This is a genomic window from Pseudoroseomonas sp. WGS1072 (assembly GCF_049340465.1).
Lineage (GTDB): Bacteria > Pseudomonadota > Alphaproteobacteria > Acetobacterales > Acetobacteraceae > Pseudoroseomonas.
Genome location: NZ_JBMPSU010000001.1, coordinates 2,613,067 through 2,635,305, shown reverse-complemented (window position 1 = coordinate 2,635,305; position 22,239 = coordinate 2,613,067). Strand labels below are relative to the sequence as shown.

Sequence of the window (22,239 nt, the reverse complement as noted above, 5' to 3'; positions counted from 1 at the left end):
CCCTTCGCTGATCTGATGTTAGGTCCGCCGGACGCGGTCCCGCAGAGACGTGGTCCCTTTGTGAGGACTGACCCCGTCAGTGCAGGTGCACCGCGTCATGCAGATAGATGCTGGTCAGGATGGCGAACACATAGGCCTGCAGGAAGGCCACCAGGAGTTCGAACCCGATCAGGAGGACGTTCACCCCGAGCGGCAGCACCGCGACGAGGGGCCCGACGGCGCCCAGGCCGCCCAGCAGCACGACGAAGGTGGCGAACACCTTCAGCAGCACGTGGCCGGCGACCATGTTGGCGAACAGACGGACGGAGAGGCTGATCGGCCGCGAGAGGTAGGACACCACCTCGACCGGCACGATGATCGGAGCGAGCCAGAGCGGCGCGCCCTCGGGGAAGAAGTAGCCGAAGAACTTCTTGCCATGCAGCGCCAGCGCCACCAGCGTCGTCACCGCGAAGACCAGGAAGGCCAGGCCGAAGGTGACCGCGATGTGGCTGGTATAGGTGAAGGCGTAGGGGAAGAGCCCCAGCACATTGCCGAACAGCACGAACATGAAGAGCGCGAAGACGAAGGGGAAGTAGCGCTTCCCCTCGTGGCCCACCTGCCCGGCGACGAGGTTCTCGACGAACTCGTAGAAGGTCTCGGCCAGGGCCTGGAAACGGCCCGGCACCACCGCGCGCGGCGCCATGCCGAGCGTCATGATCAGCACGATGATCACCGACGCGGCGAGCATATGGGCGTTGGACTGGGTGAAGTTCACCGCCGCGCCGATCGGCCCCAGGGCCGTATGCAGCTCGAACTGGCTCAGCGCGTCGATCGTCTTGCCTTCGGCGGCCACTGCGGCTCTCCCGTATCCCGGTGCTACTTGCGCGCGCCTGTCCGGGGGTTGAACAGCCGATAGACGTTCATCACCCCGGCGACACCACCCACCACGAAGAAGACCATGAAGAGCCAGGGCCAGGAACCGAGCCAGTGGTCGAGCAGCCAGCCCAGACCCGCGCCGGCGATCAACGCCGAAACGACCTCGACGCCCGCCCGCATGCCGATCTGAAACGCGTTGGGCGGAAGTCCGTCCGGATGGTCGTTGCCACCCTGGCCGGCATCCTTCTCCAGGCCCTGCTTCCGCCGGGCCTGCCTCAGTCGCGCCTCGAAATCGTTCTGCTCGTTCAACCCTTGCTCCCGCGGTCCCCCCGCCGGAAGGCTGGACGGCTCGTAAGGGGGCCTTCATGAGGTGTCAAGGGCGGGGGCGGCATCACGGCCGCAGGGCGGCGGCCCGGAACCGCGCCGCCAGCGCCGGGGCGGGCATCGGCCGGCCCAGCAGATAGCCCTGCACGGCGTCGCAGCCGAGCGCCGCCAGGGCGGCGAGCTGCGCCTCGGTCTCCACCCCCTCGGCCACGGCCTCGGCCCCCAGCGCCCGCGCCAGCGCCAGGATGGCGGCGACGATCGCCGTGCTGTCCGGCCGGCCGGAGCCGAGCGCCTGGATGAACACCCGGTCGATCTTCAGCGTGTCGAAGCGCAGGCTCTGCAGGTAGCCGAGCGCGGCATAGCCGGTGCCGAAATCGTCGAGCGCCACCCGCACGCCGAGCGCGCGCAGCCCGGCCAGCGTCTCCCGCGCCCGCTCGGCATCCCGGATGAAGATGCTCTCGGTCAGCTCGACCTCCAGCAGACGGTGCGGCAGGCCGCTCTCCGCCAGCGCCTCGCGCACCAGCTCCACCGCCTCGGTGGTGGCGAAGAGGGAGGCGGAGAGGTTGACCGCCACCGGCATCTCCTGCCCCTCCCGCCGCCAGGCGGCGGCCTGGCGGCAGGCGTGGCGCAGCACGTGGCGCGCGAGGGCGGCGGCATGTCCGGCCGCCTCGGCCAGCGGCACGAAGCGGCCGGGCGGCACCGCGCCGCGAACGGGGTGGTTCCAGCGCAGCAGCGCCTCGCAGCCGATGGGCTCGGCGCCGCCGATGCGGTACTTCGGCTGGAAGACCAGGAACAGCGCCTCCTGCCGCAGCGCGGCGACCACCTCGCTGGTCAGCAGCCGCTCGTCCAGCACCGCCTCCTCCATCTCGGGGCGGAACAGCGCCGCCTGCCCCCGCCCCGCCGCCTTGGCCTCGTAGAGCGCCATGTCCGAGCGCCGCAGCAGCGTCTCGTCCCGCCAACCCTGCCCGGGCGCCAGGACGGTGCCGATGCTGGCGCCGATGCGGATCGGCAGGCCGCCGATGTGAAAGGGCTCCTGCGCCGCCGCGATCAGCCGGCCGGAGAGGGCCAGCGCCTCCGCCGCCCCCGCCACCCGCGCCTGGATCACCGCGAACTCGTCGCCGCCGATTCGCGCCAGCATGTCCTCCGGCGCCAGGCAGGCGGCCATCCGCGCCGCGACGGCGAGCAGCAGCTCATCGCCCACCGGGTGGCCGTGGCTGTCATTCACCGCCTTGAAGCCGTCGAGGTCGATCGAATGCAGCGCGAAGGGCCGGAACGCGCCCATCCCCTCCCCTCCCCGCTCCCCGTCGACCGGCGCCAGGGCGGCGCGCAGCCTCGTCTTGAACAGGGTGCGGTTCGGCAGGTCGGTCAGCGGGTCATGCTCGGCCAGGTGGCGGATGCGGTTCTCGGCCGCCTTGCGGTGGGTGATGTCGAAGGCGATGAAGACCACGCGCCGCCGCTCGCCGCCAGCGCCGGCCACCGAGACCGCCGTGCTCAGCAGCGTCCGCGACCGACCCCTGTGGTCGATCGCCGCGCCCTCGACGAAGGGCAGCGGTCCTTCCGCCGCCAGGGCGCGCAGCAGCAGCCCGGCCTGCGGGCCGTTGCAGAGGTCGGGCCCCACCCGGCCGGGCTCCAGCCCGTGGAAGCCGGCATAGGCCTCGTTCACGAAGAGGCAGCGCCCGGCGGCGTCCGTGGCGCAGATCAGCGCCGGCAGGTTGTCGATCAGGATGCGCAGCGTGCCCTCGGCCTGGCTGAGCTGCTCCGCGGCGGCGCGGGATTGCGCCAGCAGCCGCCGGGCGCGCGCGCTTTCCGCCAGCAGCAGCAGGATCAGCAGCCCGGCCGAGACCATGAGGCCCAGGGTGCAGGCCAGGAAGACCGTCTGGCCGGTGCCGAGATTGGCCAGCGCCTGCTGCGCCAGGGCATTGCGCTGCTGGTGGATGCGGACATTGGCGTGCCGGAGCAGCAGCTTCATCTCGGCCAGGCGGCGATCGACCCGCCCACCCGCTGCCACGCTGCCGGCGAGCATGGCCTGCAGGTCCCGCTCGATCTCGTCCAGCTCCGCCATCAGCAGGGGGGCCTGGTCGCGCAGCCGGTCCATCTCATCCTGGGGAATCCGGTCGTCCGGTGGATCGATCGACTTCATCCGGCTGTAGAGGATCTCGAACTGCTGCCACATCCGCGCCGGCGATTCGGTGCCGAGCTGTACGCCGCGCAGCACGGCCTCGAACTCGCTCAGCTCCACCAGCATCTGGCTGGCGGTCCAGACGCTGGTGCGCTGCACCCGTGCCTCCAGCTCGGATTGTGTCGTCAGGTGCAGGCCGGACGCGGCGATGGAGAGGCAGAAGAGCAGCGCCGCGCCGCCAAGGCCGAGCTTGAAGAGCGCCCCGCGCCGGCCAGCGAGCAGAGCGCGCAGGCGGCGCGATGTCACCTATCGCACCTCAAGCCGGCGCAACTGCCAGATGGCGCGCTCATGATAGGGGGGCTGGTCCAGCTCCGGCCGCAGCGACCAGGGATAGATCAGCCAGATCGGCCCCCGGTTGCGCAGCCGCAGCGGCTCCCCGTCCAGCCGCGTGGCGAGGAAGGCGCCATGCCTCTCCGCGTCCTCGGCCGGAATCGTGACATTGTAGTGGTTGAGCGCCGAGGCCACCATGTCGCCGGACACGCCGAGGCCGCGCAGCAGGCTGCGGAGCGGCACTCCGCCGAAGGCCTGCGGGCCGCGCGTCCAGGGCGTCGCCGTGCGCAGGGTCTCGAAGCCCAGGGCCTCGATCTGCTCGAGCGTGAGGTCGATGGTCTCGCCGCCGGCAACCTGACCGTCCACGGTCAGCACGACCGGTGCGGCATCGATCCCTTCCGCCTGGCCGCGCCGCCGGGGCGACAGCAGACCGAAGCTGAGAGCGGACAACCCAAGCACGCAACGACGTCGCATTCCATCACCCCGACGCTTGGCGGAGGATTCGCTTCAACTTCCGGAACCCGCGACGAACCGCGGATCGCGCTCGGGTAATATCCTTACGACAGCGCTTCCACCATTTCCACCGCCTTTCCGAGATCCACCGAGAGCAGCCGGCTGACGCCCCGCTCCTGCATCGTCACGCCATAGAGCCGATGCATCCGCGCCATGGTCAGCGGGTGGTGCGTGACCACCAGGAAGCGCGTGCCGGCCTCCCCGGCCATCGCCTCCAGCAGGCCGCAGAGCCGTTCGACATTGGCGTCGTCCAGCGGTGCGTCCACCTCGTCGAGCACGCAGATCGGCGCCGGCTGGCAGCGGAAGACGGCGAAGATCAGCGACAGCGCCGTCAGCGCCTGCTCGCCGCCGGAGAGCAGCGAGAGGGTGGCGAGCTTCTTGCCCGGCGGCTCGGCGTAGATCTCGAGGCCGGCCTCCAGCGGATCGTCGCTGCCGACCAGCGCCAGATGCGCCCGCCCGCCCCCGAACAGGCGGCCGAACAGGGCGCGGAACTTGGCATCGACCCGGTTGAAGACCTCGCGCAGCCGCTCCCGCCCCTCGCGGTTCAGATGGCCGATCGAGCCGCGCAGCTTGGCGATGGCGGTGCCGATCTCGTCCCGGTCGCGGTCGATGGCGCCAATCCGCTCCTCCAGCTCGGCCATCTCCTGCTCGGCCCGCAGATTGACCGGCCCCATCTCCTCGCGCTCCCGCGCCAGCCGCTCGGCCTTGCGGCGCGCCCGGTCCTCCGCGGCCTCGGAGAGATCCTCGGGCGGGTCCGGCAGCGCCGGCTGCTCGCCCAGCCGCTCGGCCAGGCGCTGCGCCAGGGCGGTGGCGGCGGCCTCGGCCTGCTGCAGCCCGGATTCGGCGCGGAGCTGCGCCTCGCGCGCGGCGGCGAAGGCGGCGTCGGCTTGGCGCCGCGCCTCCCCGGCCTCGCGCTCCTCGGTCTCGGCGGCGCGCAGCCGCCTGGCGGCCGCCTCATGCGCGGCCTCCGCCTCGGCCAGCTGCCGCGCCGCGGCGGCACGGCGGGCGGCCACCTCGTCGGGCGCGCCGGCGGCGGCCTCGCGGGCGGCGGCGGCCTCGCGCTCGCGCCGCGCCAGGCTTTCCAGCCGCGCCACGGCACCCTCGCGGCGATCGCTCCAGGAGGCGCGCTCGGCGGCGATGGCGGGCAGGCGCGCGGTGGCGCGCGCGGCCTCGGCGGCAAGCGCGGCGTCGGCGTCGCGTGCCGCGGCGGCCTCCGCCCGGCGTGCCGCCAGGGCCTGCCGCGCCACCTCGACGGCGGCGCGCGCCGCCTCGGGGTCCGCCCGACCGGCGAAGGCCCGCTCCGCCTCGGCCCGCAGACGGTCCGCCTCGGCGGCCTCCTCGGCCACGCGGCTGAGCTGCGGCGCCAGGGCGGCCAGCCGGCCCTCCGCCTCGGCGGCACGGCTCGATAGCCGCGCCTCGGCGGCCCGCGCCTCCTCGAGCGCCGCCTCGGCGCGGCGGCGGGCCTCGCGGGCGGCGGTCTCCTCGGCCAGGGCCTCCGCCTCGGCCCTGGCCGCCTGGTCCCGCGCCGCGCGGGCAGTGCCGGCATCCGGCAGCCCGTCCAGCACGGCCTGGGCGGCAGCGCGCGCCGCACCGCTCAGCGCCAGCTCGGCCTCCAGCCGCTCCAGCTGCGGCCCCAGGCCGGCGAGCCGGCTCTCGGCGCGCTCCAGCGCGGCGGCCAGGCGTTCCTCGGCCTGTCGGGCGAGGGTCAGGCGGGCCTCGGCCTCGTCCCGCGCCTGGCGGGCGGCGGCCTCGGCGGCGGTTGCCCCGGCCTCGGCCCGTTGCGCCGCGCCGGCGGCCTCGGCGGCCCGCGCGGCGAGGCCGGCGGCCTCGGCCAGGGCGGCCTCGGCGGCGCGCAGCCGGTTGCGTTGCGTCAGGCGCACCGCGCCGGGGCTCGGAGCACCGGCGCGGATGCAGTGCCCGTCCCAGCGCCAGAGAGCACCTTCCCGCGACACCAGGCTCTGCCCCGCGGCCAGCCCGGCCTGCAGCGCGGCGCCGTCGCCCTCGATCACACCGATGCGGGACAGCGCGCGGGCCAGCTCGGCCGGCGCCTCGACCAGACGGTCCAGCGGCGTGGCGCCGTCCGGCAGGGCGGCGCCGGCGGGCAGCGGCGGCAGGGCGCGCCAGTGCCGGACGGCGACCGGATCGGCGGGACTTTCCAGCGCCTCCCCCAGCGCGACGCCCAGCACCGCCTCCAGTCCGGGCGGCACGGTGACGGCATCGAGGATCGGCGCCGCCGCACCGGCCTCGCGGGCCCCGAGGAGATCCGCCAGCCCCTGCCGCTCGGCCTCGGCGCGGGCCCGGCTCGCCTCGGCCCCGGCGGCGGCGGCCCGGGCCTCGGCATGGGCCAGGGCGGCGGCGGCGCGCTGGCGCTCCGCCTCCTCCAGCGCTGCCCGGCCGGTCCCGAGCGCCGCCTCGGCATCGGTCCATGCCGCGCGCGCCGCCGCCAGCGCCTCAGGCGCGGGGCGCTCGGCCAGGGCCGCGTCGCGCTCACGCTGCAACCGGTCGCGCTGATCCGTGGCCTGACGCGCGCGATGGGCGGCGGCGTCGCGCTCCGCCGTGGCGCGGGACCGCGCCGCATCGGCCTCCGTGGCGGCCCGCCGCGCGATGGCATGCGCCTCCTGCGCGGCGGCGCGGGCGGCCTCGCCCCGCTCCAGCCGCTCGCGCGCCGCCTCCAGCGCCGCGACCGCTGCCTCGCGCGCCGCCGCCGCCCTGGCCAGGGCGTCCGGCGGCACCAGCGCGGACTCCGCCGCGGCCTGCTGCCCGGCCAGGAGGCGGCGCTGCTCCTCCGCCCGCCCCGCCCGCTGCCGCGCGGCGGCGAGCTCACGCTCCAGCCGGGCCGCCTCGGCGCTCAGCTCGGCCGCGCGGCCGGCGGCGCGGTCCGCATCGGCCTCGGCGCCGGCGGCCGCGGCCTCGGCCGCTTCCCGCGCGGCCTCGGCGGCGGCGGCACGGGCGGGCAGATCGGCGAGGATGGCCTCCAGCGCCGCGGCCTCCTGCCCCAGCCGCGCCTCGGCGGCCCGCGCATCCTCGGCGAGGCGGCTGGCATGGCCGAGATCCTCGCGCATCTGGGCGAGCTGCGCCTCGGCGGCGGCCAGCGCCTCGCGGGCGCGGCGTTCCTCCGCCTCCAGCCCTTCCTGCTCGACACGCCGCCGCTCCAGGGCGGTGCGGGCCTCGGCCTCTCTCTCGCGCGGTTCCGGCAGGTCGCGGCCGGCGGCGAAGGCCCGGGTGGCCGCGCCCGCGGCGGCCTGCTCGGCGGCGCGGGTGGCGGCGCGGGCAGCGTCGAAGCCGGCGCGGGCGGCCGTGAGGTGCTGCCCGGCGCGGGCCGTCAGCAGGGCGAAGTACTCGGCCTCGGCCTGCCGCGTCATGCCGGAGAGGTTGCGGTAGCGCGCCGCCTGCCGCGCCTGGCGCTGCAGCGACTGGCGCTGCACGTCGAGCTGGCCCTTGAGGTCGTCGGCGCGGGACAGGTTGGCCTCGGCCTGGCGAAGCTTCAGCTCCGCCTCGTGCCGGCGGGCGCGCAGCCCGGCGATGCCGGCGGCCTCCTCCAGCACCTGCCGCCGCTCCTCCGGCTTCGCCGCGATCAGCGCCGCGACGCGGCCCTGGCTGACCATGGCCGAGGCGCGGGCGCCGCTGCCGATGTCGGCGAAGAGGGTCTGCACGTCGCGGCCGCGCACCTCGCGGCCGTTGATGCGGAAGCCCGTGCCCTCGCCGCGCACGATACGGCGGGTGATCTCGAGGTCGCTGGACTGCTGGTGGGGCGGCGGGGCGAGGCCGCCGGCCTCCTCGAGCAGCAGCGTCACCTCCGCCTGGTTGCGGCCGGCGCGGGTGGCGGTGCCGGCGAAGATGACATCGTCCATCTCGCCGCCGCGCATGGCGCGGGCATTGGTCTCGCCCATCGCCCAGCGCAGCGCCTCGACCACGTTCGACTTGCCGCAGCCATTCGGCCCGACGATGCCGGTGAGGCCGGGCAGCACCTCGATCGTGGTCGGCTCGGCGAAGGACTTGAAGCCGGCGATCCGCAGGCGGGTGAGCACGGCGCGCAGGGCCGCCTCGCGCGCGGCGGCCAGGCTGGCCGCGTCCCGCGACGCCTCGGCCTCCTCCGCCGCCACCGCCGGGAGCGGCGGGCCGCCGCTCCCCTCCCCCCCCCCGCCCAAGCCGCGCCGGCGAGTTCGGCGAAGCGATCGAAGCTGATCGCGCCCGGCACGGTCTGGCTGCCGAAGACGAAGCTCGGCGTGGAACTGACCTTGTGCTCCTGCTCGCCCTTCAGCCGCCCCTCCAGGATGCCGCGGCGCAGCGCCTCGTCGGCGATGGCGGCGTCCACCTGCGCCCGGCCCATCCCGGCCAGGGCGGCGACCTTGGCGATCTCGCCGATATGGTCGGCGTCCCGGGCGAAGGCCCAGCGCTCCTGGCTCGCCAGCAGGGCCCCGATGAAGCCCTCATAGCGCTCGGCCGGCAGGGCGCGGGCCACCTGGGCGGCGGCGAGCGCCAGCTGGTCGAGCGGGAAGTCGCGCCAGACCAGGCGGACCTTGCCGGTCTCCACCAGGGTCTTCTTCACCTGCGGCCAGGTCTCCTTGTGGAAATGCGCGCAGTGCGAGCAGGTCAGGGAGAAGTACTCGATCACCGTCGCGCCGGCCTCCGGCTTGCCGGCGGCACGCTCGCCGAGGCGCGGATCGGCCCCGCCCTGGGCGCGTGCCGCCCGTATCCCGGCGAGCGGCGCGAGAATGGCGGGCGCTAGCATCAGCGTGCGGCGGGACAGCGGCATGGAGGAATCTCCTGAGGATCGAGAGGCGGCGCGGGCCAGGCGCGGCCGTGCTTAGAGCAAACGCCGGCCGGATGGAATTCTCCGGACACTCCCTGGTCCGGAGCGGCTTCTCTCCGATCGGGCGCGCCGGACACGCTCCCGCCGCAGATGGCGTGGCGGGGCGGGGCTGTCCATCCGGCGTTGCATTTCGCCATCAGTGGTCCCGCCCCGGCGGCCTCAGGAGCCGGTCGCGCGCCGGTAGACGCCCCGCCCCAGCCGCGCCAGAGCGGCGCGCAGCTCCGGGTCCTCCACCGAATCCAGCGCCCGGTTGACCGGTTCGGGGAGGGCGGCGGGCGCCGGGCGGGGAGCGCGGCGCGGCGCGGCGGGCATGGCGGACTGCACGAACCGCAGCCGCTCCACCACGCGCTGGCCGAGCGCGCCATTCACCTTGGCGATCAGCTGCGGCCCGAGATGCTGCAACTCCATGGCGACCGGGCCCGAGCAGCCCAGCGTCAGCGTGCCGCCGACCAGCCGTTGCGGCATGGTTTGCGCCGCCAGCACGGGGCCCACGATCTGCGGCCAGTCGGACATCAGATGCGCCGCCGCCGGGCTGCGCCGCCGGAAGGCCGGGCGGGTCACGCGCGGCAGCAGGACGGCGACGGGGCGCAGGCCGAGATCGGCCCGCCAGGGCGCCTCCGCGGCCGGGGGCGCGGCCGGGGGGGATGAGGCGGGGGGGGATGAGGCGGGGGCGCGGCCGAAGCGGGCGCGGGGCCTGGCGGCGGCCTCGCCCGGCGCGTCGCCGCGGGGACTTCCATGGGGACTTCCACGGGGACTCCCATGGGGGCTTGCCTTGCGGCGCGCTTCGTCCTCTTCCTGCATCCGTGCTGCCCCCTGCCCCCGCCCTGCTCGCCTGGTACGACCGTCACCGCCGCGCCCTGCCCTGGCGCGAGGCGGCGCGCGATCCCTACCGCATCTGGCTCTCCGAAGTCATGCTGCAGCAGACCACCGTCGCCGCCGTGACGCCGCGCTGGCGCCGCTTCCTGGCGCGTTTCCCGAGCGTTGGGGCCCTCGCCGCCGCGCCCTGGGAGGCGGTGGCCGAGGAATGGGCCGGGCTCGGCTACTATGCCCGCGCCCGCAACCTGCATGCCTGTGCCCGGACCGTGGCGGAGCGGGGCGGCTTCCCCGACACCGTGGAGGGGCTGCGCGCGCTGCCGGGCATCGGGGCCTATACCGCCGCCGCCATCGGCGCCATCGCCTTCGACCGGCCGGTGGTGCCGCTGGACGGCAATGTCGAACGCGTCACCGCCCGGCTGCTCGCCATCGAGGAGCCCCTGCCGGGCGCGCGCCCGCGCCTGGCCGCCCTGGCCCAGGGCTGGATGGAGCAGGCGGCGGCGCGCGAGCGGCCGGCGGATTTCGTGCAGGCGCTGTTCGACCTCGGCGCCACGATCTGCACGCCGCGCAACCCGGCCTGCGCCCTCTGCCCCTGGCGCGACTCCTGCCTCGGCCAGCGTGCCGGCATCGCCGCCGGCCTGCCGCGCAAGGCACCCAGGGCGGCGCGGCCGCTGAAGCGCGGCGTGCACTTCCTGCTGACGGACGCCGCCGGGCGCATCCTGCTGCGCCGCCGCCCGCCCACCGGCCTGCTGGGCGGCATGCTCGGCCTGCCCGGCACCCCCTGGCGCGAGGAAGGCTGGACCGAGACCGAGGCGATGGCCTTCGCGCCCGCCGCCACGCCCAACTGGCGCCCGCTGCCGGGCGAGGCGCGGCATGGCTTCACCCATTTCGAGCTGCGCATGACCCTGCTGGCGGCCGAGGCGCCGCCCGGCCTCGTGGCGGAGGGCGAATGGCTTTCGCCGGACGCGGCCATCGCGGCGCTGCCGGGCGCCATGCAGCGGCTGCTGGCGCTTGCCGGGGAGGCGGGCATCGTGGCAAGCCCGGTGGATCAAGACGCCAGAACGGACCCTCCCCGATGACGATGATCCTGCCTTCCGCCCGGCGCGCCCGCACCGGTGCCCTGTATGCCGGCCTCGCCCTGCTGGGCTCCGCCGCGCTCGCCGCCTCGGCCCAGGTCAGCGTGCCGATGTGGCCGGTGCCGGCGACCCTGCAGACGCTGGTCGTGCTGCTGCTCGGCGCCCTGGGCGGCGCCCGCTTCGGCGCCGCCACCGTGCTGCTCTATCTGGCGGAAGGCGCCATGGGCCTGCCGGTCTTCGCCGGTGGCGCCGCCGGCCCGGCCGCGCTGATGGGCCCGACCGCCGGATACCTGCTGGGCTTCGCCGCCGCCGCCTGGCTGGCCGGCCACGCCCGGGGCGCGCTGCCGCGGCAGGCCGGGGTGCTGCTGGCCGCCCACCTGCTTCTCTTCATCCCCGGCGTGCTCTGGCTGGCCACCTTCACCGGCCTGGAGCAGGCCGTCATGGCCGGTTTCGTCCTCTTCATCCCCGGCACCCTGGTCAAGACGGGCCTGGCCCTGGCGGTGCTGCGCGCCACCGGGCGCCGCTGATCGCGCGGGGGTGGCGCAACCCGCGCCGCCCCCACGTCGTTTCCATCGGGAACAAGGCGCGAACAGGCGCCCGGAGGACCCGATGGCCAAACCCAAGGACGACACTCCCGCCGACACGGCGCCCAACAACACCGTCAAGGATCCCGACAACTGGACCACGGGCGAGGAGACCATGACCGGCGCCCAGGCCAGCTATCTGAGGACCCTGAGCGAGGAGGCCGGCGAGCCCTTCGAGGAAGGGCTGACCAAGGCCGAGGCCTCGAAGCGGATCGACGCGCTGCAGGCCAGGACCGGACGCGGGCGGGACCACTGAACCCTGTCCTCCTCTGGGCAAGGGGAATGCGGCCGCGCTAAGGGTAGGCCTGGGCCGCCAGGAAGGACCATGCCCGAACACCCGACCGTCCGGATCGTCGAGGCCGCATCGCCCGGGGATATCGCGGCGATCCGCGGCCTCTTCGCTGAATATGCCCGGGGCCTCGGCATCGATCTCGCCTTCCAGCGCTTCGAGGCCGAGCTGGCCGGGCTGCCCGGGGCCTATGCGCCGCCGCGCGGAATCCTCCTCCTGGCCCGCGGCAGAATGGCCAGGCCTCTCGGCTGCGTCGCCCTGCGCCCCATGGCCGCCGAGGGTGAGGCGGAGATGAAACGTCTCTATGTGCATCCCGAGGCGCGGGGCCACGACCTTGGCCGCCGCCTGGCCCGGTCGGTCCTCGACCACGCCGCCGCCATGGGCTACCGGCGCGTCCGGCTGGACACCCTCGCCTCCATGCAGGCGGCGCAGGCGCTCTACGCCGGTCTCGGCTTCCGCCGCACGGAGGCCTATTATGCCAACCCCTTGCCCGGGACGATCTACATGGCGCTGGAGCTGGACCACGGCCCGGCCCTCCCTTCCGGCAGGTGAGCCGGATGGGAGACGTGGGATGACGGAATGCCGCCTGGTCCTGGCCCGGGCCTCGGCCGGAGCCGGCGCTCGGATCGGCGCCGTGCGGGAGGCGCATCTCGCCCTCATCCGCCCCCTGGCCGAGGCCGGATCGCTGATCCTCGGCGTGCCGCTGCTGGAGGAGGACGGCGCCTATCGGGGATCGCTGATGCTGGTGGCGGAGGAAGCGCTCGAGCGCTACCTCGAGGCCGAGCCGTTCCGGCGCGAGGGAATCTGGGAGAGCCACACGGTGCAGCCCTTCCGCATCGCCCCGCTGCCCTACCGTCCGCTTCCGGCGGGGCCCGTGCCCGACCGGCCCAGCCATGTCGTCGCCCTCGCCCGGGATGGCCAGGACAGCGCCGCGCCGGCACGCCGGATGGCGGCGCGCGAGGCGCATCTCGCCCGTGTCCGTCCGGCGGCGGCGGAGGGCCTGCTCGCCGTGGGCGGGGCGCTGCTGGACAGTCCGGGCGGGCGCATGATCGGCTCCCTGGCCATCACCGCGCATCCGGCGCCCGAGGCGGCCCGCGCCTGGTGGGCGGCGGACCCGTATGTGACGGAGGGCGTCTGGCGGGACGTCGAATGGCACAGCACCCGCTTCGCGCCCCTGCCCTACCGTCCCCTGCCCCATTGCCCCCTGCCTGGCGTGGCCTGAGCGGGGGCCGGCGGTCTCCGGCTCAGCGGTCCAGCGCGCGCCAGCCGATGTCGCGGCGGCAGAAGCCGCCGGGCCAGCGCACGGCGTCCACCGCCGCATAGGCGGCGTCGCGCGCCGCCCGCAGGGACGCGCCACTGCCGGCGACGCCCAGGACGCGGCCGCCGGTGGCGATCAGCGACCCGTCCTCCGCCCGCGCCGTGCCGGCGTGGAAGATCTGGGCGCCGGGCACCTGCGCCGCCGCCTCTAGCCCCTCGATCACGCTGCCCTTGGCATAGGCGCCGGGATAGCCGCGCGCCGCCATGACCACGACCATCGCGGCCTCGCGCGACCAGCGCAGGGTGAAGCGGTCCAGCTCGCCGTCGCAGGCGGCCAGCAGCGCGGCCAGCAGGTCCGATTGCAGCCGCATCATCAGCACCTGGCATTCGGGATCGCCGAAGCGGACATTGAACTCGATCAGGCGTGGCCCCCCGTCCGTCAGCATCAGCCCGGCGAAGAGCACGCCGCGGAAGGGGGTGCCGCGCCGCGTCATCTCGGCCAGGGTCGGGCGGATGATGCGCGCCATCACCTCGGCCTCGATCTCGGGCGTGAAGGCGGGGGGCGGGGAATAGGCGCCCATGCCGCCGGTGTTCGGGCCGGTGTCGCCCTCGCCCACGCGCTTGTGGTCCTGCGCCGCCGCCATGGGCAGCGCGGTGGTGCCGTCGCACAACGCGAAGAAGGAGACCTCCTGCCCGACCAGGCATTCCTCGACCAGGATCTCGGCCCCGGCGGCGCCGTGGACGCGATCCTCCATGATCTCGGCGACGGCCCTCTCGGCCTCCTCGACGGAGGCCGCCACCACCACGCCCTTGCCGGCGGCCAGCCCGTCGGCCTTGACCACGATCGGCGCGCCCTTCTCCCGGATATAGGCGCGGGCGGCGGCGGGGTCGGTGAAGCGCGCCCATTCGGCGCCCGGCACGCCGGCGGCGGTGGCGACCTCGCGGGTGAAGGCCTTGCTGCCCTCAAGCCTCGCCGCCGCGGCGCTGGGGCCGAAGCAACGCAGCCCGGCGTCCGCGCAGGCATCGGCCAGGCCCAGCGTCAGCGGCGCCTCGGGGCCGACCACGACCAGATCGACCGCCTGCGCCGTCGCGAAGGCGACGAGGCCGGCGACATCCTCGGCGCCGATGGCGACGCATTCGGCGATCTCGGCGATGCCGGCATTGCCCGGCGCCACCCAGAGCCGGCTCAGCAGGCCGGAGCCCGAGAGCGCCCAGGTCAGGGCATGTTCGCGGCCGCCGCCGCCCACCAGGAGAACCTTCATCGCGCGCCTACTCCTCAAGCGGAACGGCGCCGCGCTAGCATGACGCGGGCGCCGCGTCAGCCCGCCCGCGCGCGGAGGCGGGACGCGTCGGACTGGCGGCCCCGCCAGGCCCGGTAGGCGCCGACCGGTTCCGGGGCGGCGGTGGCCGCCGCGCCACCGCGCTCCGCCAGCACCTCGCGCGGGGCGCAGCCGTAGGCGCGGCGGAAGGCGCGGCTGAACTGCGCCTCGCCGGCGAAGCCGCAGGCGAAGGCGACGGCGCCGACCCGCCGCGGCGCCGCGGGATCGCCGAGCAGGGCATGGGCGCGCTCCAGCCGCAGCCGCTGCAGTTCGGCGGCGACCCCGCCCAGCGGCGCGAAGAGGCGGTACAGGCTGGAACGCGACAGGCCCAGCGCCAGTGCCAGCGCCTCCGGCCGGAACTGCGGCTCGTGCAGCCGCGCCCGCATCAGCCGCCGCGCGCGGTGCAGCAGCGCGGCCTCCGCCGGGGCGCGGGCCCGCTCCAGCCGCTCCCGCCCGGGCGAGAGGGCGGCGGCGAGCAGCTCGGCCGTGGCGCGCGCCAGGAAGGGCGCCTCGGCGGCCGTCACGGCGGGCAGCGCGCGGCGCAGGGCCAGGAGGTGATCGCGGAACAGGGTGCCGAGCGCCCCGTCGGGCTGCACCCCGTGCCATCCGGCGGCGGGCGGCGGCAGCAGCCCGTCGAGCAGGTCGCGCGGCAGGGAGAGGCTGGTGAAGCGGACCTCGCCCGAGCGCGAGGCGAAGGGGGCCGCCAGGTCCAGGACGCGGGCGGCGCCGGGCGTGCCCTCGCCGCGCATCCCGCCGAAATCGCCGCTCCAGGAGCCGTCGTGGAACAGCATGAGGGAATAGTGATCCGCCCCGTCCCGGCGGGCGCGCCGGGCGGGGCGGTCGAACCGCATGGGCGAGGCGCGCAGCGTCATCAGGTCCAGCGGGCCGAGGCGCCAGTGGCTGGCCTCCGCGGCGACCGGCGCCTCATCCTCCGGCCGCACCTCGAAGGCCGGACCAACCAGCCCGCGCCAGACCTCCAGCCGGTCCGGCGGCGCCACCGCCTCGGTGCTGAAATGGAACACGGGGAGGCCGGGCGGATCGGGCGTCTCGGTCATGCTGGCGCGGGGTGGCTCCTGCGGAAGCGACAGCATTCCCCACGGCCTGACCGATTGGCAATGCCGTGGCGCGCCACCTTGCGCCCTTCGCCGGAGCCGCCGTCAGAGCTGCCACTCCGGCTGGCCGTAGAGCAGATAGGCGGCGCCCGAGCCGCCGCCCCGGTGGTCCGCCCCGGCGGCGCCGACCAGCAGGTCGGCCAGCCCGTCCCCGTTCATGTCGCCGGCATTGGCCAGGGCGAAGCCGGTGAAGCCGGGCGTCTGCGACACCTGCAGCCGCGTGACATGGGGCGGCAGCGCGACGTTGAGCGCGATCACCGCCTCGCCCGTGGCCGGCGCCGCGTGGCCGCGGATGATGTAGGCGCCATGGGCTCGGTTCCGGGGGTGCCGCTGTTGGCATCACCCGAGGCGCCGATCAGCAGGTCCGCATAGCCATCGCCGTTGAAATCGCCCGCCGCCACGCGCTGGCCGAGCTGGCTGCCCGGCCGGGCGCCGAGGATGGCGAAGCCGCCCTTGCCGGCGGCGATGTCGGCGAGCCGCACCGGCGTGATCGGGTACTGCACCGCCGCCACCTCCAGCGTCACCGTCCCCGTGGCGGTGGAGCCGTCACGGTCGATCAGCGTGTAGTCGAAGCTGTCGGTGCCGTTCGCATGGGCCTTGGGCATGTAGAGGAAGCTGCCATTCGTCCGCATCAGCACGGTGCCGCCGAGCGCCGTGGCGAAGGTGCCCGCCACCGCCGCCTTGCCGCCATCCGGCGCCAGGTCGTTGGCCAGCACGCCCTGCGCGCCGGAGACGCTCAGCGCCCTGTTCTCCACCGCGGCGTAGCGGTCGGTCACCGCCGTCACCGGCTCGTCCAGATCGGTGATGGCGATCCGGAAGACACGGTCCAGGGTGAGCCCGCCGGTGTCGGTGGCGCGCACCGTCACGGACAGCTCGCGCGGGCCGGCCTCGTAGTCGAAGCTCCGGTTGGCGAGCAGGGTCACGCCATCCCCGGCCAGGCGGAAGGCACCGCCGGCATCGTCGAGCAGGGTGAAGGCGAGCGCGTCGCCCTCCGGGTCGGTCCCGGAGAGGCTGCCGATGGCATGGCCCGCGGGCAGGCTCTCCGCCAGGCTGGTGCCGCTCAGCGCGATCTCCGTGGGCGCGGTGTTGGCCGGCGGCCGGGCGAAGACGAACTGGCTCTCCGCCAGGTCGCGCGGGTTGATCCAGCGGAGGGTCAGCACATCCGTCCCGCTCAACCGGATCAGCGTGTCGCCGCCCCATTGCGCGGTGCCGGCGACGCGCCCGGCCGCCACCAGCCCGGCCAGGCTGTCGATGCCGCCGAGCAGCGGGGCCCAGGCGGTGAGATCGACGCGGTCGCCCTCCGCCCGGTTCAGGCCCTGGATCTCGTCCCGCCCGTCGCCGGGGCGATGGATGTAGGTGTCCGCCCCGGCGCCGCCGGAGAGGATGTCGCCATCCTCCGCGCCGCCGGACAGGGTGTCGTCGCCGGCGCCGCCATAGAGCGTGTCGCGTCCGGCGCCGCCCTCCAGCCAGTCGTCGCCCTCGTCGCCGGTGACGAAGTCGTCGCCGTCCCCGGCCAGGATCACGTCCCGCCCGGCGCCGCCATGGACGGAGTCGTTGCCGCCGCCGGCCTCGATACGGTCGTCGCCGCCACCGGCGAAGCTCTCGCCCGCCGCCGTCCCCAGCAGCAGGTCGCGGCCCTGGCCGCCCCAGTAGCCGCCCCAGCGTGTCGCCTCCTGCACGCTGTCGAAGCTATCGGCGCTCGGCCGCTCGGGGGGTTGGGCATCGGGCAAACCTCGGGCGTGGCGGCGCGGCGCGCCACCGTGGCGGGGACCGGAACGGGGACGGAGGGCCGGCATCCCGCGCGGCGGCGGAGCGGGCCGGCTCCGGCGGCGAGAGTAGCCGGGCCGCGCGGCGCCTCAAGCGGCCCGGCGGCCGGTGGGACGGCGGGTCAAGACTCTGGGCTACGGGATCAAATCCGGCCGCCCGGCTTTGCCCCCGCCGCCGCCGCGCCTAGTCTGCGCCGCATGGATACCGACGCGCCGGACCCCGCCCCCCGCGGCAACACCCCCGAATTCACCGTCAGCGAGATCAGCGGCGCCATCAAGCGCACGCTGGAAGGCGAGTTCGGCCGCGTGCGGGTGCGCGGCGAGATCACCGAGATGAAGGCCTATCCCTCGGGCCACATCTACATGGCGCTGAAGGACGAGGGGGCGAAGATCCGCGCCATCATCTGGCGTTTCGCCGTGCCGCGCCTGACGCTGAGGCCCGAGAACGGCATCGAGGTGATCGCCACCGGCAAGGTCTCGGCCTATGGCGAGCGGTCGGACTATCAGCTCATCATCGACCGCCTCGAATTCGCCGGCGAGGGCGCGCTGCTCGCCCGCATCGAGCAGCTGCGCAAGAGGCTCGGCGCCGAGGGGCTGTTCGACGAGGCGCGCAAGCGCCCGCTGCCGCTGCTGCCGCGCGTGGTCGGCGTCGTCTCCTCCGAGAAGGGCGCGGTGATCCAGGATATCCGCACCACCATCGCCCGCCGCTTCCCGAGCCGGATCCTGCTCTGGCCGGTGCCGGTGCAGGGCCAGGGGGCGGCGGAGCAGATCGCCGCCGCCATCGCCGGCTTCTCGCGCCTGCCGGCGGGGATGCCCCACCCCGATGTGCTGATCGTCGCGCGGGGCGGCGGCAGCCTCGAGGACCTCATGGCGTTCAACGAGGAGGCGGTGATCCGTGCCGCCGCGACCTGCCCGATCCCGCTGATCTCGGCGGTGGGACACGAGACCGACACGACGCTGATCGACTTCGCCGCCGACCGCCGCGCGCCGACGCCGACCGCCGCCGCCGAGCTGGCGGTGCCGGCGCGCGCCGAGCTGCTGGCGGCGCTGGGCCAGACCGCGGCCCGCCTTCTGCAGAGCGGCCAGGCGGCGCTGGACCGCGCGCGGCTGCGCCTCTCCCGTATCGAGGCGCGGATGCCAGACCTGCCCGGCATCCTGGGGGCGGCGCGGCAGCGGCTGGACGACCGGGCCGAGCGCCTGGTCCTGGCGCCCCTGGCGCTCATCCAGCGCAAGCGCGGCGCGCTCGGCGCCGTGGCGCCGCGCCTGCCGCATCCGCGAGAGGCGCTGGCCCTGCATCGCCACAGCCTGGCGCAGTTGGAGACCCGGGCCCGCGCGGCCCTGCTCCGCATGACCGATCAGCGCCACGCCCGGCTGGCGCGCATCGCCGATCCCGCCGCCGGCATGGCGGCCCGGCTGCGCGAGGCGCGGCTCCAGCTCGACGGACTTTCGGCCCGTCTGCGGAGCGCGTCCTACGAGGGCGTGCTGGCGCGCGGCTTCGCCCTGTTGCGCGGCCCGGAGGGGGAGCCGCTGCTCGATGCCGCCGCCATCGGCCCGGGCGACCGCGTCACGGCCGTCCTGCGCGATGGCAGCGTCGCCCTGACCGCGGATGGCGAGGCCACCGGCCCGGCGCGGCCGCGCCGCCGTGCCCCTCCGACGCCCTCCCCCGGACAGGGCAGCCTGCTGTGACCCCCGCCTCCCGCCGCATGAGGACCGCCATGATCCACCGCCGGCTCGCCCTTGCCCTCCCCGGCCTGCTGCTGGGCCTGCCACTGACCGCCTGCGCCGGTCCCGAGGCCGCCCCGGGCGGCGCCCCGCCGCCCTCCTCCGCCGGCGCGGGGCTGGAGCTGGCGACGGAGGGGCTGCGTCAGGGCGGCTTCGCCCTCGGGCGCGTGCCGCCGGGCAGCCGGGTGGCGCTGGATGGCCGGCCGGTGCAGGTCGGGCCGGATGGCCGCTTCGCCCTGGGCTTCGCGCGGGACGCGGCGCCGGAGGCGCGGCTCGCCGTCACCCTCCCGGACGGGCGCCCGCAGACCCGCCGGCTGGAGATCGGCCGGCGCGAATGGGACGTGCAGCGGATCAGCGGGCTGCCGCAGGCCATGGTCAGCCCCAATGCGCAGCAGCTCGCGCGGATCCGCCAGGAACGCGAGCGCCTCGCCGCCATCCGCAAGGTGGACAGCGACCTGCCCTTCTTCGCGGAAGGCTTCGTCTGGCCGGCGCGCGGGCGGATCAGCGGTGTCTTCGGCAGCCAGCGGATCCTGAACGGCGAGGCGCGGGCCCCGCATCTCGGCCTCGACATCGCCGCTCCCACCGGCACGCCCTGCGCCGCCATGGGCGGCGGCCGGGTGCTCCTGGCGGAGGATCTCTACTTCACCGGCCACACCGTGCTGCTCGACCATGGCCATGGCGTGGTGAGCCTCTACGCCCATCTCTCGCGCATCGACGTGCGGGAGGGCGAGATGCTGGCGCGCGGACAGGGGCTCGGCGCGATCGGTGCCACCGGCCGGGTCACCGGGCCGCATCTGCATCTCGGCCTGAACTGGCTGGCCACGGCGATCGACCCGCAGCCCCTGCTGCCGGCCTAGAGCAGCGGCCTCCATCCAGTTATTCCGGACAGGATATGGATAATGTGATCCGTTTAACCTAAGAGACGCATTGTCTTCATCAACCGGAAAGCAATAGCAGTGCATGGGCGCCGCATGTCCGACATCGCCCCTCTTATCGCCCATCGCCCCGCCCCTCCGGTCGAGACCGCCTTCGGCCCGGCCGGCCGGGAAGCGCCTCTTGTCGTCCTTTTCGCGGATGCCGCGGCCGCCGAGGGCGCCTTGCGGCGGGCCGGCGCGCGGCTGCTGCGTCATCGCTCCGGCGGGGTGGTGACGGTGGAGCCGTCCCCGGGCCTGCGCGAGCGGCTCTACGCCGCCGGCGCCCTGCTGGTGGTCAGCTAGGCGCCCGCCCCTCCCCGCGCCCCCCCCTCCCCACGATAGTAGCGGGCGGGGAAACGGCGGTGCAGCCAGAGCCATTCCCCGGGCCGCTCCCGCACCCATTCGCCGATCCGCTCGTTCATCGCGCGGGTGATCGCGAGCAGCCTGGCGTGGCGGTCGCCCTCCGCCGGCATCGGCAGCGGCGGCTCCACCCGCAGGCGGAAGCGGCAGGGGCCGATGCGCAGGACCTGCACCAGCACCACCGGGCAGTCGAAGCGCAGGGCGAGTTCCGCGGCGGCGGGCGAGGTCATGGCGGGAATGCCGAGGAAGGGCACCTCGAGTCCCTCGTTCAGCTTCTGGTCGCCCAGCAGGCCCAGGACCCCGCCATCCGCCAGCAGCCGCAGGCCGAGCCGGGCGCCCTTGCTGCCCTTCGGGAAGAGCTGGATATCCGCCCCCTCCTGCCGCATCCGCCGCACGATCGCATCGACGAAGGGATTGTCCGGCGCGCGGTAGAAGCCGCCCATCCGGATGCCCGATTCGGCGGCCGCGCGCAGCAGGATCTCCCAGTTGGCCAGATGCGCCGATAACAGGATGCCTGCGCCCCGGCGTGGCAGATTCTCCTCCCCGGTGATCTCCCACCCCGGCCCTTCGGCGGAGCGCAGCAGCCGGGGGACATGCGGCATCTCCATGGCCGTGCGGCCGAGATTCTCCCAGGCGTCGCGCAGCACGGATTCGCGCCAGGCGGCCTCGCTGCCGGGGAAGGCCAGTTCCAGGTTGCGCCGCCCGATCCGCGAGACCGGCAGCCGGGGGCCCAGGGCCCGCGCCACCGCCCCGCCCAGGTTGGAGGCCCGCAGGGGCCCGAGCCACCCGGACAAGGCCAGCAAGCCGCGGACCAGCGCCGCTTCACATCGCCACCAGAAGCGCCGCACCCGATCCTCCCGCCGGTTTCCGCCCGCCTTCTGCGGTATCCGGCCCGGTTTGGCCAGCGCCGGCGCCCACGTCGGCACGTCGCCCATGGATTACGGCGCGGTAATGCCTATATTCGGGGGCGATGACCTTTCTTCGGAGGACGCCCTCAATGCGTGGAAGAGCCAGGCTCCTGGCCGCCCTTGCCGCTTTCGCCCTGGTGCTTGGCCCGGCCCTGGCCGAGGCCCGGCCCGGCGGCCGGACCAGCATGGGCAGCCGCGGCAGCCGCACCTATGCGCCACCTCCGGTGACGCGCACCGCGCCCGACGCGGCGCGGCCGATGGACCGCAGCATGACGCAGCCGACCCGGCCGCAGAACACCGTGCCCGGCGCCACGGCGCCGCAGCGGGGCGGCATGTTCGGCGGCGGCTTCGGCGGCGCGCTGATGGGCGGCCTGATCGGCATGGGGCTGGGCGGGCTGCTCTTCGGCAATGGCCTCTTCGGCGGCTTCGGCGGCTTCGGCAGCATCCTCGGCCTGCTGCTGCAGATCGTGCTGATCGTCTTCCTGGTGCGCTTCGCGCTGCGCTTCTTCCGCAGCCGCCAGCAGCCGGCCATGGCGGGCGGCCCGAACCCGAACGGCATGCAGCGCCAGGCCCAGGGAACGCCCCCTGGCATGGCGCCGGGCGCCGGTGGCCGGGCGATGCCGGGCAGCATGGGCGCCTCCATGGCAGGCGCGGCGGCGCAGGCTCCGGTGCAGGTCGGCAACAGCGACTTCCAGGCCTTCGAGACCCTGCTGCGGGACGTGAACGCCGCCTGGTCGCGGCGGGACCTGCAGGGCCTCTCCCGCATCTCCACGCCCGAGATGATGAGCTACTTCGAGCAGGACCTGCGCGATCTCGACGCCCGTGGCTGGCGCAACGAGACCCGCGACCTGAAGCTCGAGCAGGGCGACCTGGCGGAGGCCTGGCGCGAGGGCGGCGCGGAATTCGCCACCGTGGCCATGCGCTTCAGCCTAGTGGACGTCACCTATGACGCCCAGGGCCAGGTGGTCGAGGGGCATCCGGAGCGGCGCGACACCGCCACCGAGCTCTGGACCTTCGTCCGGCAGCCCGCGGGGCCGTGGAAGCTCTCCGCCATCCAGCAGACCGGCTGACGCGGCCGGCCGCGCGTTCGGGCATGGCCGCGAGGCCATGCCCTTTTTTTTGCCTTCAGCTCAGGCACGCGCCGCCCAAACTTCCGGCGAACCGC

General features: G+C 75.2%; 20 protein-coding genes and 1 pseudogene. 9 read left to right on the top strand and 12 right to left on the bottom strand.

Translation table 11 applies throughout. From position 1 onward, the window contains the following. Positions 1-76 precede the first annotated feature (76 nt). The 7 genes and pseudogenes from ACF3NH_RS12440 to ACF3NH_RS12410 all read right to left on the bottom strand — a co-directional run bounded on the left by ACF3NH_RS12440 (position 77) and on the right by ACF3NH_RS12410 (position 9,527). Positions 77-832, bottom strand: coding sequence for a F0F1 ATP synthase subunit A (locus ACF3NH_RS12440; RefSeq protein ID WP_198366558.1), 756 nt, complete (start codon positions 830-832; stop codon positions 77-79). Between the two features lie 23 nt (positions 833-855). Beyond that, the gene (locus ACF3NH_RS12435; RefSeq protein ID WP_198366557.1) at positions 856-1,164 is read right to left on the bottom strand and encodes an AtpZ/AtpI family protein; all 309 of its coding nucleotides are present in this window, start codon (positions 1,162-1,164) and stop codon (positions 856-858) included. 82 nt (positions 1,165-1,246) lie between these two features. Then, positions 1,247-3,604: a putative bifunctional diguanylate cyclase/phosphodiesterase gene (locus tag ACF3NH_RS12430; protein ID WP_422923184.1), complete on the bottom strand. Its 2,358-nt coding sequence runs from the start codon at positions 3,602-3,604 to the stop codon at positions 1,247-1,249. Continuing rightward, positions 3,605-4,102 (bottom strand): putative pterin-binding protein, encoded by a 498-nt coding sequence (locus tag ACF3NH_RS12425; RefSeq protein WP_422923182.1) that lies wholly within the window; start codon positions 4,100-4,102, stop codon positions 3,605-3,607. Between the two features lie 83 nt (positions 4,103-4,185). Then, positions 4,186-8,289 (bottom strand): AAA family ATPase, encoded by a 4,104-nt coding sequence (locus ACF3NH_RS12420; RefSeq protein ID WP_422923180.1) that lies wholly within the window; start codon positions 8,287-8,289, stop codon positions 4,186-4,188. 74 nt (positions 8,290-8,363) lie between these two features. Beyond that, a pseudogene (locus tag ACF3NH_RS12415) lies at positions 8,364-8,873 on the bottom strand (thioredoxin domain-containing protein); the annotation flags it as partial. A gap of 240 nt (positions 8,874-9,113) precedes the next feature. After that, on the bottom strand, positions 9,114-9,527 hold the full coding sequence (locus ACF3NH_RS12410) for a DUF721 domain-containing protein (RefSeq protein WP_422924788.1): 414 nt from the start codon (positions 9,525-9,527) through the stop codon (positions 9,114-9,116). A 230-nt stretch (positions 9,528-9,757) separates the two neighbouring features. Here ACF3NH_RS12410 and ACF3NH_RS12405 point away from each other — a divergent pair, with 230 nt between their 5' ends. From ACF3NH_RS12405 to ACF3NH_RS12385, 5 genes are all read left to right on the top strand, one after another. Further along, positions 9,758-10,846, top strand: coding sequence for an A/G-specific adenine glycosylase (locus ACF3NH_RS12405; protein WP_422923178.1), 1,089 nt, complete (start codon positions 9,758-9,760; stop codon positions 10,844-10,846). Further along, on the top strand, positions 10,843-11,370 hold the full coding sequence (locus ACF3NH_RS12400) for a biotin transporter BioY (RefSeq protein WP_422923176.1): 528 nt from the start codon (positions 10,843-10,845) through the stop codon (positions 11,368-11,370). Before ACF3NH_RS12405 ends, ACF3NH_RS12400 begins: the two co-directional genes overlap by 4 nt. An 82-nt stretch (positions 11,371-11,452) precedes the next feature. Then, positions 11,453-11,683 carry a DUF3072 domain-containing protein gene (locus ACF3NH_RS12395; protein ID WP_198366552.1) on the top strand — a complete coding sequence of 77 codons (231 nt, stop codon included), beginning with the start codon at positions 11,453-11,455 and terminating at the stop codon, positions 11,681-11,683. A 69-nt stretch (positions 11,684-11,752) separates the two neighbouring features. After that, positions 11,753-12,268: a GNAT family N-acetyltransferase gene (locus ACF3NH_RS12390; RefSeq protein WP_422923174.1), complete on the top strand. Its 516-nt coding sequence runs from the start codon at positions 11,753-11,755 to the stop codon at positions 12,266-12,268. 19 nt (positions 12,269-12,287) lie between these two features. Further along, positions 12,288-12,938 (top strand): YciI family protein, encoded by a 651-nt coding sequence (locus ACF3NH_RS12385; protein WP_422923172.1) that lies wholly within the window; start codon positions 12,288-12,290, stop codon positions 12,936-12,938. 22 nt (positions 12,939-12,960) lie between these two features. Here the strand turns inward: ACF3NH_RS12385 and purD are convergent, their stop codons facing one another. The 4 genes from purD to ACF3NH_RS12365 form a co-directional block, all read right to left on the bottom strand. Next, the gene (gene purD, locus ACF3NH_RS12380; protein ID WP_422923170.1) at positions 12,961-14,235 is read right to left on the bottom strand and encodes a phosphoribosylamine--glycine ligase; all 1,275 of its coding nucleotides are present in this window, start codon (positions 14,233-14,235) and stop codon (positions 12,961-12,963) included. 56 nt (positions 14,236-14,291) lie between these two features. Continuing rightward, complete coding sequence (locus ACF3NH_RS12375; RefSeq protein ID WP_422923168.1) at positions 14,292-15,383, bottom strand: helix-turn-helix transcriptional regulator; 1,092 nt, start codon at positions 15,381-15,383, stop codon at positions 14,292-14,294. Positions 15,384-15,449: 66 nt separating this feature from the next. Continuing rightward, the gene (locus ACF3NH_RS12370) at positions 15,450-15,662 is read right to left on the bottom strand and encodes an integrin alpha (protein WP_422923166.1); all 213 of its coding nucleotides are present in this window, start codon (positions 15,660-15,662) and stop codon (positions 15,450-15,452) included. Then, complete coding sequence (locus ACF3NH_RS12365; protein ID WP_422923164.1) at positions 15,659-17,134, bottom strand: Ig-like domain-containing protein; 1,476 nt, start codon at positions 17,132-17,134, stop codon at positions 15,659-15,661. The genes ACF3NH_RS12370 and ACF3NH_RS12365 overlap by 4 nt, the downstream gene beginning before the upstream one ends. A gap of 234 nt (positions 17,135-17,368) precedes the next feature. Between ACF3NH_RS12365 and xseA the strand changes: the two genes are divergently transcribed. The 3 genes from xseA (at position 17,369) to ACF3NH_RS12350 (ending at position 20,109) form a co-directional block, all read left to right on the top strand. Then, positions 17,369-18,856, top strand: a complete 1,488-nt coding sequence (gene xseA / locus ACF3NH_RS12360; RefSeq protein ID WP_422923162.1) for an exodeoxyribonuclease VII large subunit — start codon at positions 17,369-17,371, stop codon at positions 18,854-18,856. A gap of 29 nt (positions 18,857-18,885) precedes the next feature. Beyond that, entirely contained in the window at positions 18,886-19,749 is an 864-nt protein-coding gene (locus ACF3NH_RS12355; RefSeq protein WP_422923160.1) for a M23 family metallopeptidase, read from the top strand. Between the two features lie 114 nt (positions 19,750-19,863). After that, complete coding sequence (locus tag ACF3NH_RS12350; protein ID WP_198366545.1) at positions 19,864-20,109, top strand: hypothetical protein; 246 nt, start codon at positions 19,864-19,866, stop codon at positions 20,107-20,109. Here the strand turns inward: ACF3NH_RS12350 and ACF3NH_RS12345 are convergent. Continuing rightward, positions 20,106-21,014: a lysophospholipid acyltransferase family protein gene (locus tag ACF3NH_RS12345; protein WP_422923157.1), complete on the bottom strand. Its 909-nt coding sequence runs from the start codon at positions 21,012-21,014 to the stop codon at positions 20,106-20,108. The genes ACF3NH_RS12350 and ACF3NH_RS12345 overlap by 4 nt on opposite strands. 149 nt (positions 21,015-21,163) lie before the next feature. Between ACF3NH_RS12345 and ACF3NH_RS12340 the strand changes: the two genes are divergently transcribed. Next, complete coding sequence (locus ACF3NH_RS12340) at positions 21,164-22,144, top strand: TIM44-like domain-containing protein (protein ID WP_198366543.1); 981 nt, start codon at positions 21,164-21,166, stop codon at positions 22,142-22,144. Positions 22,145-22,239: the final 95 nt, after the last annotated feature.

Coding starts and splice junctions, on each gene's coding strand:
- ACF3NH_RS12425 (WP_422923182.1), bottom strand. CDS start 4,102: ATGCGACGTCGTTGCGTGCTTGGGTTGTCCGCTCTCAGCTTCGGTCTG.
- ACF3NH_RS12400 (WP_422923176.1), top strand. CDS start 10,843: ATGACGATGATCCTGCCTTCCGCCCGGCGCGCCCGCACCGGTGCCCTG.
- ACF3NH_RS12395 (WP_198366552.1), top strand. CDS start 11,453: ATGGCCAAACCCAAGGACGACACTCCCGCCGACACGGCGCCCAACAAC.
- ACF3NH_RS12390 (WP_422923174.1), top strand. CDS start 11,753: ATGCCCGAACACCCGACCGTCCGGATCGTCGAGGCCGCATCGCCCGGG.
- ACF3NH_RS12385 (WP_422923172.1), top strand. CDS start 12,288: ATGACGGAATGCCGCCTGGTCCTGGCCCGGGCCTCGGCCGGAGCCGGC.
- purD (WP_422923170.1), bottom strand. CDS start 14,235: ATGAAGGTTCTCCTGGTGGGCGGCGGCGGCCGCGAACATGCCCTGACC.
- ACF3NH_RS12375 (WP_422923168.1), bottom strand. CDS start 15,383: ATGCTGTCGCTTCCGCAGGAGCCACCCCGCGCCAGCATGACCGAGACG.
- xseA (WP_422923162.1), top strand. CDS start 17,369: ATGGATACCGACGCGCCGGACCCCGCCCCCCGCGGCAACACCCCCGAA.
- ACF3NH_RS12355 (WP_422923160.1), top strand. CDS start 18,886: ATGATCCACCGCCGGCTCGCCCTTGCCCTCCCCGGCCTGCTGCTGGGC.
- ACF3NH_RS12350 (WP_198366545.1), top strand. CDS start 19,864: ATGTCCGACATCGCCCCTCTTATCGCCCATCGCCCCGCCCCTCCGGTC.
- ACF3NH_RS12340 (WP_198366543.1), top strand. CDS start 21,164: ATGCGTGGAAGAGCCAGGCTCCTGGCCGCCCTTGCCGCTTTCGCCCTG.